The organism is Mammaliicoccus sp. C-M13 (genome assembly GCF_022386845.1).
In the GTDB taxonomy this organism is placed as follows: domain Bacteria; phylum Bacillota; class Bacilli; order Staphylococcales; family Staphylococcaceae; genus Mammaliicoccus; species Mammaliicoccus lentus.
Genome location: NZ_JAJNHQ010000002.1, coordinates 237,148 through 254,130 on the forward strand (window position 1 = coordinate 237,148; position 16,983 = coordinate 254,130).

Here is a 16,983-nt window from a genome sequence, read left to right on the forward strand (position 1 = left end):
CGCAAATAAATAATTGGAGGAATTTTCTTATGAGTAAAGTAATAGGTATAGACTTAGGTACAACAAATTCAGTAGTATCAGTATTAGAAGGTGGAGAACCTAAAGTTATTCAAAACCCTGAAGGTAACAGAACTACACCATCAGTAGTAGCATTTAAAGACGGTGAAACTCAAGTAGGTGAAGTTGCTAAGCGTCAAGCAGTAACAAACCCTAATACAATTCAATCAGTAAAACGTCATATGGGTACTGATTACAAAGAAAAAGTAGAAGATAAAGAGTATACTCCACAAGAAATTTCAGCAATGATTCTACAAAATCTTAAATCAACAGCAGAAAGTTATTTAGGCGAAAACGTAACTAAAGCAGTAATCACAGTTCCAGCTTACTTTAATGACTCTGAACGTCAAGCAACTAAAGACGCTGGTAGAATCGCTGGCTTAGAAGTAGAACGTATTATTAACGAGCCAACTGCAGCAGCTTTAGCATACGGTTTAGATAAAACAGAGCAAGATCAAAAAGTACTTGTATTTGACCTTGGTGGCGGTACATTTGACGTGTCTATTCTAGAATTAGGCGACGGTGTATTCGAAGTATTAGCAACTGCTGGTGACAATAAACTTGGTGGTGACGATTTTGACGACGTTATCATTCAATATTTAGCTGAAGAATTCAAAAAAGAAAATGGCATTGATTTATCACAAGATAAAATGGCTTTACAACGTCTAAAAGACGCTGCAGAAAAAGCTAAGAAAGATTTATCAGGTGTATCTTCAACACAAATTTCATTACCATTTATCTCAGGTGGCGCTAATGGCCCATTACACTTAGAAACTACTTTAACTAGAGCTAAATTCGAAGCTTTAACTAGTGAATTAGTAGAAAAAACTATGGGTCCAACTAGACAAGCTATGAAAGATGCTGGATTATCTAATTCAGATATCGATGAAGTAATTCTAGTAGGTGGTTCTACTCGTATACCAGCTGTACAAGATGCAATTAAAAAAGAAATCGGTAAAGATCCTAACAAAGGTGTTAACCCAGATGAAGTAGTAGCAATGGGTGCTGCTATTCAAGGTGGCGTTATAACTGGTGATGTTAAAGACGTTGTATTATTAGACGTAACACCATTATCATTAGGTATTGAAACAATGGGTGGCGTTTCTACAGTATTAATCGAAAGAAACACAACTATCCCAACATCTAAATCTCAAGTATTCTCTACAGCAGCTGATAACCAACCAGCGGTAGACATTCACGTATTACAAGGTGAGCGTCAATTAGCAGCTGATAACAAAACACTTGGTAGATTCCAATTAACTGATATACCACCAGCTCCACGTGGTGTACCTCAAATCGAAGTATCATTCGATATCGACAAAAACGGTATTGTAAATGTTACAGCTAAAGATTTAGGTACTAATAAAGAACAAAAAATCACAATCGAATCTAGTTCTTCACTATCAGACGATGAAATCGACCGTATGGTTAAAGACGCAGAGAAAAATGCGGAAGAAGACAAAAAACGTCGTGAAGAAATCGATTTAAGAAACGAAGCAGACCAAATGGTATTCACTGTAGATAAAACATTATCTGACTTAGGTGATAATGTTGACGAAAGTGAAAAAACTAAAGCTGAAGATGCTAAAGAAGAATTGAAAAAAGCATTAGAAGGCGACGATATTGAAGATATCAGAACTAAAAAAGATGCTCTTGAAGAAATCGTTCAACAATTATCAGTGAAAATGTATGAACAAGCTGCTCAAGCACAACAAGGTGCAGAATCAGCTGAAGGACAAGGGAATTCAGATGATGATGTAGTAGATGCAGAGTATACTGAAGTTAACGACGAAGATAAAAAACAATAATATTACTCATTAAAAAGTCAAAGTCAATGTGATTGGCTTTGGCTTTTTTAATTCAAGTTTTTCTAGTAATATATCAATGTGTAAAGGAGAGATTTTTTTGGCTAAAAGAGATTACTATGAAGTACTCGGTGTATCTAAAGATGCTTCACAAGATGAAATTAAAAAAGCTTATAGAAAATTATCAAAAAAGTATCACCCAGATATAAACCATGAAGAAGGTGCTGACGCCAAATTTAAAGAATTATCTGAAGCATACGAAATTCTTAGTGATGAAAATAAACGTGCTCAATATGATAGATTTGGACATAATGCATCACAACAAGGATTTGGTGGAGGATCACAAGGATTTGGAGGTCAAGACTTCTCTGGCTTTGGTGGATTCGAAGATATATTTGGTTCATTCTTTGGTGGCGGTGCAAGAAGAGATCCTAATGCACCGAGACAAGGTGATGACTTACAATATAGCATGACGTTATCTTTCGAAGAAGCAGTATTTGGTACTGAAAAAGATATTACAGTTCGTAAAGATGTAGAATGTGATACTTGTCATGGTAATGGTGCTAAACCAGGAACTAAGAAGAAAACATGTTCATATTGTAATGGACAAGGTCATGTAACAGTAGAACAAAATACAATTCTTGGTAGAATGCAAACGCAAAAAGTTTGTCCTGAATGTAATGGTACTGGACAAGAATTTGAAGAGAAATGTCCAGATTGTCACGGTAAAGGTACTCAAAATAAAAAAGTTACAATCAAAGTTAAAGTACCAGCAGGTGTAGATAATGATCAACAAATTCGTTTAGCAGGCAAAGGTGGACCAGGTGTTAATGGTGGTCCAGCAGGTGATTTATATGTGGTATTTAGAGTTAGACCTCATGATAAATTCAAACGTGATGGAGACGATATATTCTACGACTTAAATCTATCATTCCCTCAAGCAGCATTAGGTGATGAAGTAACTGTTCCGACATTAAATGGCAGCGTGGCACTAACAGTACCTGCAGGAACACAAACTGGTAAGCAGTTCAGATTACGTGAAAAAGGTATTCAAAATGTTCATGGTTATGGTAAAGGTGATTATTTCGTAACTGTAAAAGTTGTAACACCGGATAAATTAACAGAACGTCAAGAAGAATTACTACGTGAATTCGCTGAAATTGGTGGAGAAACATTAACAGAACAACCTTCAAGTTTAAAAGATAGAGCTAAAAAGTTCTTTAAAGGAGAATAGCCCGTGAATTGGATTGAGTATTCTATAATGATAAATGAAGAATCAGAACCTGTCGTAACAGCACTATTAAATGAATTAGGTGCAAATGGTGTTGTTATTGAAGATTCATCTGAACTAGATAAAGAACACGTCGATGTTTATGGTGAAATATATGAATTAAATCCTGATGATTACCCAGATCATGATATTAGAGTGAAATGTTATTTTAGTGAACTAGTATTTACTGAATCGCTAGAACAAGAAATAAAAAATACAATTTCAAATATTGATGGTATTAAACCGGAAGTATTGGCTTTTTCAAAGACAGTCATTCAAGAATCAGACTGGGAAAATGAATGGAAGAATTATTTTCATCCTTTTAAAGCTTCAGAATGCTTTGCGATTGTTCCTAGTTGGGAAGAATATGAAAACACTGATGACAGTTTATGTATAGAACTTGATCCAGGGATGGCTTTTGGTACGGGAGATCATCCAACTACAAGTATGTGTTTAAGACACATAGAAGAAGTTGTAGAGCCAAATCATAAAGTGATTGATGTTGGTACCGGCTCAGGCATTTTAAGCATTGGGTGCTATTTATTAGGCGTTAAATCTATCAAAGCTATTGATTTAGATGACTTAGCTGTTAAAGTTGCTAAAGAAAACTTTGAAAAAAATCATTGCGAAAATAGTATAAAAGTTGAGACTGGGAATTTATTAACAGAAGAAACTGAGCAATACGATGTTATTATTGCAAATATTTTAGCGCATGTTATAGATTTAATGATAGAAGATAGTTACGATAGACTTAACGATGGTGGTTTCTTTATAACATCTGGCATCATTGATGAGAAATGCGATGAAATCACTAATAGATTAACCGAAGTTGGTTTTAAAATTGAGAAAGTTTTAAAAGAAAACGGCTGGGTTTCAATAAGAGCTAGAAAGTAGGAGAACAATGCAAAGATACTTCTTACTTGAAAACGCTGAGTTAAATCAGCGTTTTTTTCTACATAATAACGAAGACATACACCATATAAAAAATGTAATGAGAATGACAGTTGATGATGAGATTATCATCACTTTTAATGATCAAAAATCGATGATTTGCAAAATTATAGATTTTCATGAACAAAATATAGAAGTACTGACATTAGAAGACACGACGAGACAGACAGAATTACCTGTCGAGATTTCAATCGCTAGCGGATTAATAAAAGGCGATAAATATGAGTGGATGATTCAAAAAGCAACAGAAATGGGCGCACACCATTTTATTGCTGTTCAATCTGAACGTTCTGTAGTTAAATTAGATCATAAAAAGCAGTCTAAAAAGATTGATAGATGGCAAAAAATCATTAAAGAAGCAAGTGAGCAAAGCATGCGTTTGACTATCCCAGATATCAGGTATATGTCGAATTTTAATTCTGTTTGTGATATTATAAATGAATATGATTATGTATTAATAGCTTATGAAGAAGAAGCTAAACGTGGGGGAACAAGTAATTTACATCAAATTGGTTCTAACTTAAAAAAGGGACAAAAAGTTTTAATCATCTTTGGGCCAGAAGGTGGACTTTCTGAAAAAGAAGTTGCTTTATTTGAAGATGGATATAACATAAGTCTAGGACCGAGAATATTAAGGGCTGAAACCGCTCCATTGTATGCTTTAGCTGCTTTAAGCTATCAATTAGAATTAATGAGGTGAATATAGTTGGCTACAGTAGCATTCCATACTTTAGGTTGTAAAGTTAACCATTATGAAACTGAAGCAATTTGGCAATTATTTAAGGAAAATGATTACGAAAGAGTAGAGTTTGAAACAAACGCTGATGTATTTATTATAAATACTTGTACAGTGACTAACACAGGAGACAAGAAGAGTAGACAAGTTATAAGAAGAGCTATTCGTAAAAACCCTGATGCAGTAGTATGTGTAACAGGTTGTTATGCGCAAACATCTCCAGCAGAAATCATGGCGATACCAGGGGTAGACATCGTTGTAGGTACTCAAGATCGTCATAAGTTAATTTCTTATATTGAAGACTATAAGACAAGCAGACAGCCAATAAATGGTGTTGGAAACATCATGAAGAATAGAAAATATGAAGAACTAGAAGTACCTTATTTCACTGACCGAACTCGTGCTTCATTAAAAATTCAAGAAGGCTGTAATAATTTCTGTACTTTTTGTATTATTCCATGGGCTAGAGGATTAATGCGTTCAAGAGATCCTAAACAAGTAGTTAGCCAAGCGACAACACTTGTAAATTCAGGATATAAAGAAATCGTATTAACTGGTATTCACACAGGTGGATATGGTGAAGATTTAAAAGATTATAACTTAGCGCAATTATTACGTGATTTAGAAGAAGTAGAAAACTTAGAAAGAATTAGAATTTCTTCTATAGAAGCGAGTCAATTAACAGATGAAGTTATCGATGTTATCGATAAATCTACAAAAGTCGTAAGGCATTTGCATATTCCATTACAATCCGGTTCTGATTCTGTATTGAAACGTATGAGAAGAAAATATACTATGGCTCATTTTTCAGAAAGACTACAAAAACTTCATAAAGCATTACCTGGTTTAGCAGTAACAAGTGATGTTATAGTTGGTTTCCCAGGTGAAACTGAAGAAGAATTCCAAGAAACTTATGATTTCATAGTTAAGCATCAATTCTCTGAACTGCATGTTTTCCCATATTCAATGAGAACAGGTACACCTGCAGCAAGAATGACAGATCAAGTAGATGAAGACATTAAAAATGACCGTGTTCATAGACTTATAGAACTATCAAATCAACTTGCAAAAGATTATGCATCAAAATTCGACCAAACTGTATTAGAAGTCATTCCTGAAGAAAAAGGCTCTAAAGATGGTAAATTAGTTGGTTATGCAGATAATTACATGAAGATAGAATTTGATGGAGATGAATCTCTAATTGGAGAATTAGTAAAAGTTAAAGTAATAGAACCAGGTTATCCAATTAATAAAGGAAAACTTGTAAAAGTAATCAATCATGCAACAAATAAAGACGAAAGATTAGTTGCATATTAAGATTCATTGCAAATGATTATTGACTTAAAAAATGACTTATTTTATAATGTTTAAGTACATAGTAATATATTTACTATGTAACTGACATATAAAGCTTTGTTGATATTTGGAGGGAGGGAAATACAGATGTCTAAAACAGTAGTTCGTAAAAACGAATCAATCGAAGATGCATTACGTCGCTTTAAACGTACAGTTTCAAAAAGCGGTACGATTCAAGAAGTGCGTAAACGTGAGTTCTATGAGAAACCTAGCGTTAAACGTAAGAAGAAATCAGAAGCAGCTCGCAAACGTAAATTTAAATAATTAATTTTCTATTGAACTCCCTCAAAGAATATTAATTAATTATAATGAAATCTATTTGCGTAAATTAAATGTTAAAGCAGTCCGAGACCTATAGGTTTCGGACTGCTTTTTTATATAGGCAATAGCTGACTTAAGTAAAATATAAATATATCAAGCTTTTTCAATCCTATTCATGGGTATAAGATATTTTTAGAAAAAATTGAAAATAAAAAAATTTCTATAAAATATTTAGAATAAAAGATATATACGTTTTAGTTCACTGGTGATTTATTGTATAATGAAATAGAGGGGTGGTAATATTGACATCAGCGTATGAATACATACTTATGTTTATTCAAAACAACATAAATTTAGGTATTGTTTCAAGTCAAAGTGTTTCTTCATTTGGTGACTTTATATCTTCGCCAATTATTACATTGATTTTGACTTGTATTATTTTTCTAGGCGCACTTTATCAACTATATTCAGAACGTATAAACTTTGCCGGCATTGCAAGTTTTATATGTACACTTATATTTTTTATAGGTTTTGTAATAGTTGATGAAATTAGTTTAATGTCCGTTTTATTGTTTTCAATTGGTGTTATTTTAGTCATTATTGAATTATTTGTTGTAGGCGCTGTACTTGGTATCCTTGGTTTTATTGCAATTATCGGCAGTTTTATATTAGTTGGTGATAATTTATTAATCATGGGCGCTATTATTGCAGTTGCTTTAATTTTAACAACTATAGAGTGGGTGATATTAGTGAAAGGTTTTAATCGAAAAATACCATTCTTTGAAAAAGTCATTCTTAGAGATTCTACAAACAAAGAGTCAGGTTATACATCACATGATGATAGAAGTCATTTAATTGGTAAAGTGTGTACAACTTTTACAGCGTTGAGACCCTCAGGTATTATCCTTGTTGATGATGATAGAATAGATGCTGTTTCTGATGGTAATTTTATTCAAAAAGACCAACAAGTTAAAATTGTACAGGTTGAAGGTACAAGAGTAGTCGTAAGAGAAATTTAAATTAAGGAGAGTTGCATATGTTATCAGGTTTAATCGCCATAATCATTATTGCGGTAATTGTTATTGTATTACTTATGATTCTATTCTCGTTTGTACCAGTTGGATTATGGATTTCAGCTGTAGCTGCAGGCGTTAAAGTAGGAATAGGAACATTAGTCGGGATGCGTTTAAGACGTGTTTCACCAAGACGAGTTATTAATCCGTTAATTAAAGCACATAAAGCAGGTTTAGCATTAACTACAAATCAATTAGAATCTCACTATTTAGCTGGAGGTAATGTTGATAGAGTAGTAGATGCGATTATTGCAGCACAAAGAGCTGAGATTAACTTAGCATTTGAACGTGGTGCAGCTATCGATTTAGCTGGTCGTGACGTTCTAGAAGCTGTACAAATGTCAGTTAACCCTAAAGTAATTGAAACACCATTTATTTCTGGTGTTGCTATGAACGGTATTGAAGTTAAAGCGAAAGCTAGAATTACTGTTAGAGCAAATATTGATCGCTTAGTTGGTGGTGCTGGTGAAGATACAATCATCGCACGTGTTGGTGAAGGTATTGTATCAACAATTGGTTCAAGTAAACACCATACGAAAGTACTTGAAAATCCAGACAGTATTTCACAAACAGTGTTAAGTAAAGGTTTAGATTCAGGTACAGCATTTGAAATCTTATCTATAGATATCGCAGACGTGGATATCGGTAAAAACATCGGTGCAGATCTTCAAACTGAGCAAGCACTTGCAGATAAAAATATTGCACAAGCTAAAGCTGAAGAACGTCGTGCAATGGCTGTAGCTACAGAACAAGAAATGAAAGCACGTGTACAAGAAATGCGTTCTAAAGTTGTTGAATCTGAAGCTGAAGTACCTCTTGCAATGGCTGAAGCACTTAAATCAGGCAATATCGGCGTTAAAGATTATTATAATTTAAAAAATATAGAAGCTGATACTGGTATGAGAGAAGCTATAAATAAGAGTACTAATCCACAAGACGCAAATTCACCGAACGAATAAGAGAGGTGATTTAAATGGAGATAGGCATTATAATCTTTGTTATTTGGATTATTATTAGTGTGATTAGTGGCATAGTTGAAAATGGCGCTAAAAATAAAAAGAAAAAGCAAAATACTCAATGGCCTGCACATCCAAATCCGAGTAAAAAGCCAGTCCAAAGACAAGCTAGTAATCAAGTGGATAATGCTCAACTAGAATTACAAGAATTAGTTAAAAAGTTCTATTCCTATAAAGAAAAGGCTGAAACTAGTTCGACTGATCGAATGTCTAACCACTATAAACAATTAGCTAAACAACTATCCACTCATCTAGAGAAACAAGGGATAGATGTTGAGCAAGTAAATACAAAGCAAAATAATAGTGAAACTCAGCCACAAACTCAAAGCCAAGCTCAGTCAACAGATGCTCATGAAAATGAATTGATTAATAAAAGAAAAGAAGAAATTCATAAAAATAAACCAAAGCGTCAAAAAGAAGCAATCAAAAATTTATTAGAATTTAGTAAAGAAGAAAAACAATCTTTATCTAAAGTTCAACAGGAAAGCTTTGAAAAACTTGAAGAAGAAGCTAATGAGATTATTCATAATACTCAACTTTCTGAAAGAACTAGAAGAACGATGGTTAAACAACTCTACTTAAATAGTAAACATAAATTTAATGATGAAGCTGTAAATATTGACGAGAACAATGTTGTTAATGGTATTATTTGGTCAGAAATTCTTAAAAGACCAGAGGGCATCAAATAAGTTGAATAGCTAGAGATTAACATTTATTAGAGTAGCATAACTCAGGGGAAATTCTTACAACTAGAATTTTCTCTGAGTTTTTATTTTGATAATACCTTTAGTTTTTATTCACAAATTGTAGATTTAGAATTACAATAAACTTAGTAAGAACAAAGGTGTGATAAAAATGATATTTAAAAAGAAACTAAGTGTTTCATCTATAATGATATCAATTTTGCTATTTTTAATATCTTTAATTCCGTTACTTATAAGTAATAAATTACTAATTTTTATTACTTTTGTTCTAGTGTTTTTAATTATAATTAATATACTTCTAGAGAGATATAGTGTAAAAGAACACTTCTTGACTATACGTAGAGGTCTTTTCAAAAAAACATATAATATATTTAATATTGAACAGTTAAATATGGCGAAATCTATCGAAGGAAATAGTATGATAGAAATAGTATACAAAGGAGAAATTATAGAAAAAGTTTCTCCAATAGAAGAAAGAGAATTTATTATTACATTAATTCGAATCAATCCGAATATTAAGTTAAATAATAGTAATAGGTTACGTGAATTTCAAAAAATAAATAAAATGATTAAATCACAGGAAAACTTAAATAATATTCAAAATAAAGTGCATAAGATTGCACGTTAGACAAAGGTTTGGTACATTTAAAGTGGTGACAATTCAACTAATAAAGGAGTTATTTAATGCCTACACTAATTCAAATCGAGAGTATGGATCAAGCTCAAGCATTACTAGGTAATGGAGATGAGCATATAAAATATATTGAAGAAGAACTCGAGGTGGATATTTTAACACGAGGACAAGAAATAAGTGTTCGTGGTAAACGTTTAGAAAATGTTGAAAAAGCTGAACGTGTATTAATGAATTTACTTAAAGTAATTGAAAGTGGTTCGAATATAACGATAAATGATGTACAAGCAGCAGTGAAAATGGCTGAAAAAGGTACAATTGATAAATTAGTCAATTTATACGACGAAGAAGTTGCGAAAGATAGTAATGGTAAAGTAATTAGAGCCAAAACAATGGGCCAAAGAATATATATTAATAACATTAAGAATAATGATTTAGTGTTTGGTATAGGACCAGCAGGTACCGGAAAAACATTCTTAGCTGTCGTAATGGCTGCAAGAGCGTTACGATTAGGTAAAGTTAAAAGAATCGTATTAACAAGACCAGCTGTTGAAGCTGGAGAATCTTTAGGATTCTTACCTGGCGATTTAAAAGAAAAAGTCGACCCTTATTTAAGACCACTTTATGATGGTTTGCACACTATATTAGGGACTGAGCAAACAGCGCGCTTAATAGAAAGAGGTACAATTGAAATTGCTCCTTTAGCCTATATGAGAGGGCGTACGCTTGATGACGCATTCGTTATATTAGACGAAGCCCAAAATACAACTTTACCGCAAATGAAAATGTTTTTAACAAGATTAGGTTTTGGCTCAAAAATGGTAGTCACGGGTGATAGAACACAAATTGACTTACCTAAAGGCGTTAAAAGTGGTTTAATTGAAGCGGACCAAAAGCTAAGTGGTATTAAAGGTATTGAAATTACTTACTTAGAACAAACTGATGTTGTCAGACACCCATTAGTTGGTAAAATAATTAACGCTTATGAAGAGGAGAAATAACATGTTAACAATGGATTTTATTGATGATCACAACGTCATTAATCAAGATACGAAAGAACAAATAGAATCACTATTAAAATTTGCTGCTAAAAAGGAAAAAATTGAAGAAGAAGCAGAATTATCTATTTCATTTGTCGATGAAAGCGAAATACAAGCAATCAATAGAGACTATAGAGATAAAGATAAAGTAACAGATGTTATTTCATTTTCTCTAGAAGAAGATGAACCAGAGATTGAAGGATTAGATATGCCTAGAATATTAGGTGATATCATAATTTGTTTAGAAGTTGCTAAAGAGCAAGCAGAATCATATAATCATAGCTTAAGTAGAGAATTAGGATTTTTAGCATTACATGGCTTTTTACACTTACTAGGTTATGATCATATGACAGAATCAGAAGAAAAAGAAATGTTTTCACGACAAGATGAAATTTTAACTGAGTTTGGACTTACACGTGAATAAATTTTTTAATAGGTTTAAATTTCCTGTAGTAGGACTTTTTACGATTCTAAAGAAAGATAATAATTTTTTATTTCATTTATTAATGGCACTGATTGTTATTGTTTTGAGTTTTGTTTTTAAGTTAAATATGTATGAATGGTTATTTGTTTTAATTGCCATTTTTATAGTCTTAATAACAGAAGTGCTCAATACATCAATAGAATACATTGTAGACATGTACACTGATGATTTTCATATACTAGCAAAGCACGCTAAAGATACAGCTGCTTTAGCAGTATTATTAGCATCTATTATGGCTATCATTATCGGGATAATAATATTTTTACCTAAATTGTTAAATATTTTTTAAGGGGATGGAAAATATGGAGTTTTTAAAAGAATGGTATGAAGGTGCTAGGGAAGCGCAAAAAAGAGCGTATACACCTTACTCTAAATTTAATGTAGGTGCTTATTTAATAACGAAAGACGGGAAAACATACTATGGCGCAAATATTGAGAACGCAGCCTATCCATCAACTATTTGTGCAGAACGATCAGCTTTAGTGGCGGCAATGTCAGATGGTTATAGACCTGGTGATTTCAAATGTATTACAATTACAGTTGATGCTGATGAACCTTCTTCACCATGTGGAACATGTAGACAAGTACTTAAAGAACTATGTGACGATGATATGCCAGTATTTTTAACAAATCAAACAGAAGAAAGAATTGAAACGACTGTTAATGAATTATTACCACTCGGTTTCTCAGGAAAGGATTTAGGATAAATGAGCGAATTTAAATCAGGTTTTATATCTATTATAGGTAGACCTAATGTCGGCAAATCAACATTTATGAATAAAGTTATAGGTCATAAAGTTGCGATTATGTCAGATAAAGCACAAACTACTAGAAATAAAGTACAAGGTGTATTAACAACGGATGATGCACAAATGATATTTATTGATACTCCAGGTATTCATAAACCTAAACATGCTTTAGGAGATTACATGATGAAAATAGCGAAAAACACTTTAAAAGAAGTGGATTTAATCATGTTTATGGTAAATGTTGATGAAAGCATAGGTAAAGGTGATGAATATATCATTGAGTTACTTAAACAAACTAAAACACCAGTGTTTTTAGTTTTAAATAAAATTGATTTAATACACCCTGACCAATTATTAGTTGAAATTGAAAAATATCAAAAAACTATGGAATTTGCAGAAATTGTTCCAATATCAGCTTTAGAAGGCTTAAATATTGAAACGTTATTAGCTCAATTCAAAAAATATCTTGAAGAAGGTCCAATGTATTATCCAAAAGACCAGATTTCTGATCACCCGGAACAATTTGTTGTAGCAGAATTAATCAGAGAAAAAGCTTTGCATTTGACGAATCAAGAAATACCACATGCAGTAGGTGTAAATGTCGATAAAATGACAAAAGCTGAAAATGAAAAAGTTCATGTAGAAGCAACAATTTATGTAGAACGTGATTCACAAAAAGGTATTATCATCGGTAAAGGTGGAAAAATGCTTAAAGAAATAGGTAAACGGGCACGTAGAGACATTGAAATGTTGTTAGGTTCTAAAGTTTATTTAGATTTATGGGTTAAAGTACAAAAAGATTGGCGTAATAAACCTAACTTTATTAAGCAAATGGGTTATCGCGAAGACGAGTATTAATGAGAATGGAGGCGATGATAAAGTGCTTTATAAACAAGAAGGTTTTGTCATTCGCTCTGTAGATTACGGTGAAAATAATAAAATCATTACAATTTTAAATGAACATGGTCATAAAGTTCCGCTTATGGCTAGAGGTGCAAAAAAAACAAGTCATCATTTACAAGGTGCTACTCAACCCTTTGTACATGGCTTGTTTATTTTTTCTAAATTTAAAGGAATGGGCACTTTAACTTCTGCTGACATTATTAATAGTCATAGAATGATGCAAAGTGATATATTTAAAAGCGCTTATGGTGCTTATTGCATAGAAGTAATAGATAAAGCACTTGAAGCTGAAGAGCATGATGCATTTTTCTATGAATTATTGCTAGGTGTTTTTCAAGCGGTAGAGAAGGGTGTCGACGCTGACACAATGAGTATGATTGTCGCTTTAAAATGTATGCCTAAATATGGTTATGAACCAAGGTTTAATGCATGTGTTGTAACAGGTGATATGGATCAACAACAACTTAATGCTTACAGCTTTATATATAATGGTCCCTTAAGTAATCAGGCATTAATTCATGATGAGCATGCATTTAGAATTTCAAATAGAGCATTGTATCTTATGAATTTAATGTATCAATTACCAATACAGAATTTAAATAGTTTTAAAATCAATGATGATATAAAAAAAGAAATACAAAACCTTATCGATAATATGTACGATGAATATATAGGCGTTATTTTTAAAACCAAAAAGTTAATAAAGCAACTTGAAAATTTAAAAATATAAAAACACCCCTTAAATGAGCGTTTAAATCTCATTTAAGGGGTGTATGTTTTCTAAATTAAAAATTAGAATTTAATTTTTTCCGCTAAGAAGTTTTCAACTTCATCAATTGGCATACGAATTTGTTCCATTGTATCACGGTCACGTACTGTTACTTGATTATCTTCTAATGAGTCGAAGTCGAAAGTAATACAGTAAGGTGTACCAATTTCGTCTTGTCGACGGTAACGTTTACCAATAGATTGTGATTCGTCAAAGTCGATTGCGAAGTTTGCACTTAATTTTTCATAAACTTTAATAGCGTCAGGTGATAGCTTTTTACTTAATGGTAAAATTGCTGCTTTATATGGTGCTAGAGCAGGGTGGAAATGCATTACTGTACGTTGCTCTTTTTCACCTTCGTTTTCTTCTTCATAAGCATCACATAAAAATGCTAATGTTACACGGTCTGCACCAAGTGATGGTTCAATACAATAAGGGATGTATTTTTCATTTGTTTCTTGATCGTGATAATTGAAGTCTTCACCACTGAATTCACTATGTTGTTTTAAATCATAGTCTGTTCTTGAAGCGATACCCCATAGTTCTCCCCAACCAAACGGGAATTTATATTCAATATCAGTTGTAGCATTTGAATAGTGACTTAATTCATCTTCATCATGATCACGCATTTTAGTATTTTCTTTTTTAATACCTAAATCTGTTAACCAATTTGCTGCGAAATCTTTCCAGTAATTTTGCCATTCAATTTCAGTACCTGGTTTACAGAAGAATTCTAGTTCCATTTGTTCAAATTCTCTTGTTCTGAAAATAAAGTTACCTGGTGTTATTTCATTTCTAAATGATTTACCAACTTGTCCAATACCGAATGGTAATTTTTTACGCATTGAACGCTGAACATTTTTGTAGTTAACAAAAATACCTTGTGCAGTTTCAGGACGTAAGAAAATTTCGTTTGTAGATGATTCTGTTACACCTTGGAAAGTTTTAAACATTAAATTGAATTGTCTAATGTCAGTCCAGTTAGCTGTTCCACTTTCTGGACAAGTGATACCTTTGTCTTCAATTAACTGTTTCATTTCATCAAAGCTCATGCCATCAGCAATAAAGTTCTCATCGCCTTCAACATTTTGCATGTAATCTTCAATTAGTTTATCTGCTCTATAACGAATTTTTGAATCTTTGTTATCAATCATTGGGTCGTTAAAGTTTGATAAATGTCCTGATGCTTCCCAAGCTTTTGGATTCATTAAAATTGCAGCATCTAAACCAACGTTATACGGAGATTGCTGAATAAATTTTTGCCACCAAGCTTTTTTGATATTATTCTTTAATTCTACACCTAGAGGACCGTAATCCCATGTGTTAGCTAAACCACCATAAATTTCACTTCCTGGGAATACAAAACCTCTGTGTTTCGCTAACGTAACTATCTTATCCATATCTTTTGCCATAAAAAAATTCACTCCTCATTTAATTAAAAAAGCCCCAAGACATCAAGTATCAATGCCTTGGGACGAGTATATTACCCGCGGTTCCACCCAAATTAGTGTAGCCACTCACTTTATATATATATTTGTAAGCCAAAACTTTATTGTTAAGCTTTCACCGTCCTTAACTCGCTTTTAATTTCAAAGTTAATTAAAATATAGCACGCAATCTGGTACTAATCAAGTAAAAACAAGTATTCAAATTGAGTATATTTTATCAGTCATGTTATAATCAATATAACTGAGTTGTGTTTGAAGGGGTGAGAGAAATCGAATTAAATCAAAGACAAGAGCAAATCGTTCAAATTGTGAAAAATAATGGCCCGATAACAGGAGAAAAAATTGCTCAACGATTAAGCTTAACGCGAGCAACTTTACGACCGGATCTCGCTATTTTAACAATGGCTGGATATTTAGATGCCAGACCGAGGGTAGGGTATTTTTATACAGGGAAATCTAGTACACAATTATTAAGTGATTCTATCAAAAAAATAACAATTAAAGAATCTATGGCTATACCAGTTGTTATAGAAGAAAGTGTTTCAGTATATGAAGCAATTTGTAAAATGTTTTTAGAAGATGTAGGAACATTGTTTGTTATCGATAAAGAAGGTTATTTAATAGGTGTATGTTCAAGAAAAGACCTTTTAAGAGCAGCAATTGGTGGTCAAAGCTTAAAAGAGACACCAGTAAGTATAAATATGAGCCGCATGCCAAACATTACAGTTTGTTTAGAAGAAGATTTATTAATCTATGCTGCTAAATTATTAATTGATAAGCAAATCGATGCATTACCAGTAGTGAAAAAAGTAAAAGATAATAAATTGAAGGTTAAAGGTAGAATAACAAAAACTACTATAACTAGGGCTTTTGTTTCACTTATCGAAGACGAGTAGGAGGAATATTTCAAATGGAAGAAATTAGAATAATCATTGCATCTGATTCAGTAGGAGAAACAGCTGAACTTGTAACTAAAGCATGTACTTCACAATTTAAAACAGAAGGTAATGCATTGGATATTGTTAGATTGCCTTACATCGAAAATGAAAATAATATTAATGAAGTAGTATCACTCGCTTTAGAACAAAAATCAATCGTTGTATATACATTGGTTAAACCTGATATGAGAAATTACTTAAAGGAACAACTAGAAGAACATAACATAGAAAACGTAGATATTATGGGGCCATTAATGACAATACTGAGCAATGAGTTAAATGAAAAGTCTCTTAATGAACCAGGCAATATTCATAAATTAGATGAAGATTATTTTAAGAAGATAGAAGCTATTGAATTTGCTGTTAAATATGATGACGGAAGAGACCCACGAGGATTACCTAAAGCAGATATTGTACTAATAGGCGTATCTAGAACTTCTAAAACCCCTTTATCGCAATACTTAGCTCACAAAAGATATAAAGTGATGAACGTTCCATTAGTTCCGGAAGTAGCACCTCCAGAAGGATTATTTGATATTGATCCAAAAAAATGTATAGCGCTTAAAATTAATCAAAAAAATTTAAATGCCATTAGAAGAGCGAGATTAATACAATTAGGTTTAAGTGATGATGCAAATTATGCGAAAGATGACCGTATTGAAGAAGAGTTACACTATTTTGAAGAAGTAGTTGATAAAATTGGCTGTCCTGTACTTGATGTGTCAGATAAAGCAATAGAAGAAACAGCTAATGATATTATAAAAATCATTACTCAACAAAACCGCTAAAGGG

Annotated in this window: 19 protein-coding genes; 18 read left to right on the forward strand and 1 reads right to left on the reverse strand. The window is 32.4% G+C overall.

Features of this window, described 5'->3' with window-relative positions:
* Positions 1–29 precede the first annotated feature (29 nt).
* The 16 genes from dnaK (at position 30) to recO (ending at position 13,766) form a co-directional block, all read left to right on the forward strand.
* Positions 30–1,865: a molecular chaperone DnaK gene (dnaK, locus tag LQ615_RS02840; RefSeq protein ID WP_016998559.1), complete on the forward strand. Its 1,836-nt coding sequence runs from the start codon at positions 30–32 to the stop codon at positions 1,863–1,865.
* Positions 1,866–1,962: 97 nt separating this feature from the next.
* A complete protein-coding gene (gene dnaJ, locus LQ615_RS02845; RefSeq protein ID WP_016998560.1) occupies positions 1,963–3,096 on the forward strand; it encodes a molecular chaperone DnaJ in 1,134 nt (377 codons plus the stop codon).
* A gap of 3 nt (positions 3,097–3,099) precedes the next feature.
* Positions 3,100–4,026 carry a 50S ribosomal protein L11 methyltransferase gene (gene prmA / locus LQ615_RS02850; RefSeq protein WP_239703656.1) on the forward strand — a complete coding sequence of 309 codons (927 nt, stop codon included), beginning with the start codon at positions 3,100–3,102 and terminating at the stop codon, positions 4,024–4,026.
* Positions 4,027–4,033: 7 nt separating this feature from the next.
* Complete coding sequence (locus LQ615_RS02855) at positions 4,034–4,783, forward strand: 16S rRNA (uracil(1498)-N(3))-methyltransferase (RefSeq protein WP_016998562.1); 750 nt, start codon at positions 4,034–4,036, stop codon at positions 4,781–4,783.
* 6 nt (positions 4,784–4,789) lie between these two features.
* The gene (gene mtaB / locus LQ615_RS02860; protein WP_016998563.1) at positions 4,790–6,136 is read left to right on the forward strand and encodes a tRNA (N(6)-L-threonylcarbamoyladenosine(37)-C(2))-methylthiotransferase MtaB; all 1,347 of its coding nucleotides are present in this window, start codon (positions 4,790–4,792) and stop codon (positions 6,134–6,136) included.
* A 126-nt stretch (positions 6,137–6,262) separates the two neighbouring features.
* On the forward strand, positions 6,263–6,439 hold the full coding sequence (rpsU, locus tag LQ615_RS02865; protein WP_016998564.1) for a 30S ribosomal protein S21: 177 nt from the start codon (positions 6,263–6,265) through the stop codon (positions 6,437–6,439).
* Positions 6,440–6,765: 326 nt separating this feature from the next.
* Positions 6,766–7,455, forward strand: a complete 690-nt coding sequence (locus LQ615_RS02870) for an NfeD family protein (RefSeq protein WP_026023587.1) — start codon at positions 6,766–6,768, stop codon at positions 7,453–7,455.
* 17 nt (positions 7,456–7,472) lie between these two features.
* Positions 7,473–8,468 carry a flotillin-like protein FloA gene (gene floA, locus LQ615_RS02875; protein ID WP_016998566.1) on the forward strand — a complete coding sequence of 332 codons (996 nt, stop codon included), beginning with the start codon at positions 7,473–7,475 and terminating at the stop codon, positions 8,466–8,468.
* A gap of 14 nt (positions 8,469–8,482) precedes the next feature.
* Positions 8,483–9,214, forward strand: coding sequence for a hypothetical protein (locus tag LQ615_RS02880; RefSeq protein ID WP_016998567.1), 732 nt, complete (start codon positions 8,483–8,485; stop codon positions 9,212–9,214).
* Between the two features lie 202 nt (positions 9,215–9,416).
* Complete coding sequence (locus tag LQ615_RS02885) at positions 9,417–9,857, forward strand: PH domain-containing protein (protein WP_323711096.1); 441 nt, start codon at positions 9,417–9,419, stop codon at positions 9,855–9,857.
* 56 nt (positions 9,858–9,913) lie between these two features.
* Complete coding sequence (locus LQ615_RS02890) at positions 9,914–10,861, forward strand: PhoH family protein (protein ID WP_064204520.1); 948 nt, start codon at positions 9,914–9,916, stop codon at positions 10,859–10,861.
* A gap of 1 nt (position 10,862) precedes the next feature.
* A complete protein-coding gene (gene ybeY / locus LQ615_RS02895; protein WP_064204521.1) occupies positions 10,863–11,324 on the forward strand; it encodes an rRNA maturation RNase YbeY in 462 nt (153 codons plus the stop codon).
* The gene (locus LQ615_RS02900; protein WP_016998571.1) at positions 11,317–11,673 is read left to right on the forward strand and encodes a diacylglycerol kinase family protein; all 357 of its coding nucleotides are present in this window, start codon (positions 11,317–11,319) and stop codon (positions 11,671–11,673) included. Before ybeY ends, LQ615_RS02900 begins: the two co-directional genes overlap by 8 nt.
* 13 nt (positions 11,674–11,686) lie before the next feature.
* Positions 11,687–12,091, forward strand: coding sequence for a cytidine deaminase (gene cdd / locus LQ615_RS02905; RefSeq protein ID WP_064204523.1), 405 nt, complete (start codon positions 11,687–11,689; stop codon positions 12,089–12,091).
* Positions 12,092–12,991 carry a GTPase Era gene (era, locus tag LQ615_RS02910; protein WP_016998572.1) on the forward strand — a complete coding sequence of 300 codons (900 nt, stop codon included), beginning with the start codon at positions 12,092–12,094 and terminating at the stop codon, positions 12,989–12,991.
* A 22-nt stretch (positions 12,992–13,013) separates the two neighbouring features.
* Positions 13,014–13,766, forward strand: a complete 753-nt coding sequence (gene recO / locus LQ615_RS02915) for a DNA repair protein RecO (protein ID WP_016998573.1) — start codon at positions 13,014–13,016, stop codon at positions 13,764–13,766.
* A 62-nt stretch (positions 13,767–13,828) separates the two neighbouring features.
* Here recO and LQ615_RS02920 read toward each other — a convergent pair whose 3' ends face one another.
* The gene (locus LQ615_RS02920; protein WP_064204526.1) at positions 13,829–15,217 is read right to left on the reverse strand and encodes a glycine--tRNA ligase; all 1,389 of its coding nucleotides are present in this window, start codon (positions 15,215–15,217) and stop codon (positions 13,829–13,831) included.
* A 296-nt stretch (positions 15,218–15,513) separates the two neighbouring features.
* Here LQ615_RS02920 and ccpN point away from each other — a divergent pair, with 296 nt between their 5' ends.
* The gene (ccpN, locus tag LQ615_RS02925; protein ID WP_016998575.1) at positions 15,514–16,149 is read left to right on the forward strand and encodes a transcriptional regulator CcpN; all 636 of its coding nucleotides are present in this window, start codon (positions 15,514–15,516) and stop codon (positions 16,147–16,149) included.
* A gap of 14 nt (positions 16,150–16,163) precedes the next feature.
* Positions 16,164–16,979: a pyruvate, water dikinase regulatory protein gene (locus LQ615_RS02930; RefSeq protein ID WP_016998576.1), complete on the forward strand. Its 816-nt coding sequence runs from the start codon at positions 16,164–16,166 to the stop codon at positions 16,977–16,979.
* Positions 16,980–16,983 lie beyond the last annotated feature (4 nt).

Bases quoted from the DNA above. Each gene is read 5' to 3' on its own strand.
- dnaK (WP_016998559.1), top strand. From the start codon at position 30: ATGAGTAAAGTAATAGGTATAGACTTAGGTACAACAAATTCAGTAGTA.
- LQ615_RS02855 (WP_016998562.1), top strand. From the start codon at position 4,034: ATGCAAAGATACTTCTTACTTGAAAACGCTGAGTTAAATCAGCGTTTT.
- rpsU (WP_016998564.1), top strand. From the start codon at position 6,263: ATGTCTAAAACAGTAGTTCGTAAAAACGAATCAATCGAAGATGCATTA.
- LQ615_RS02870 (WP_026023587.1), top strand. From the start codon at position 6,766: ATGTTTATTCAAAACAACATAAATTTAGGTATTGTTTCAAGTCAAAGT.
- floA (WP_016998566.1), top strand. From the start codon at position 7,473: ATGTTATCAGGTTTAATCGCCATAATCATTATTGCGGTAATTGTTATT.
- LQ615_RS02880 (WP_016998567.1), top strand. From the start codon at position 8,483: ATGGAGATAGGCATTATAATCTTTGTTATTTGGATTATTATTAGTGTG.
- LQ615_RS02885 (WP_323711096.1), top strand. From the start codon at position 9,417: ATGATATCAATTTTGCTATTTTTAATATCTTTAATTCCGTTACTTATA.
- LQ615_RS02890 (WP_064204520.1), top strand. From the start codon at position 9,914: ATGCCTACACTAATTCAAATCGAGAGTATGGATCAAGCTCAAGCATTA.
- ybeY (WP_064204521.1), top strand. From the start codon at position 10,863: ATGTTAACAATGGATTTTATTGATGATCACAACGTCATTAATCAAGAT.
- cdd (WP_064204523.1), top strand. From the start codon at position 11,687: ATGGAGTTTTTAAAAGAATGGTATGAAGGTGCTAGGGAAGCGCAAAAA.
- era (WP_016998572.1), top strand. From the start codon at position 12,092: ATGAGCGAATTTAAATCAGGTTTTATATCTATTATAGGTAGACCTAAT.
- LQ615_RS02920 (WP_064204526.1), bottom strand. From the start codon at position 15,217: ATGGCAAAAGATATGGATAAGATAGTTACGTTAGCGAAACACAGAGGT.
- LQ615_RS02930 (WP_016998576.1), top strand. From the start codon at position 16,164: ATGGAAGAAATTAGAATAATCATTGCATCTGATTCAGTAGGAGAAACA.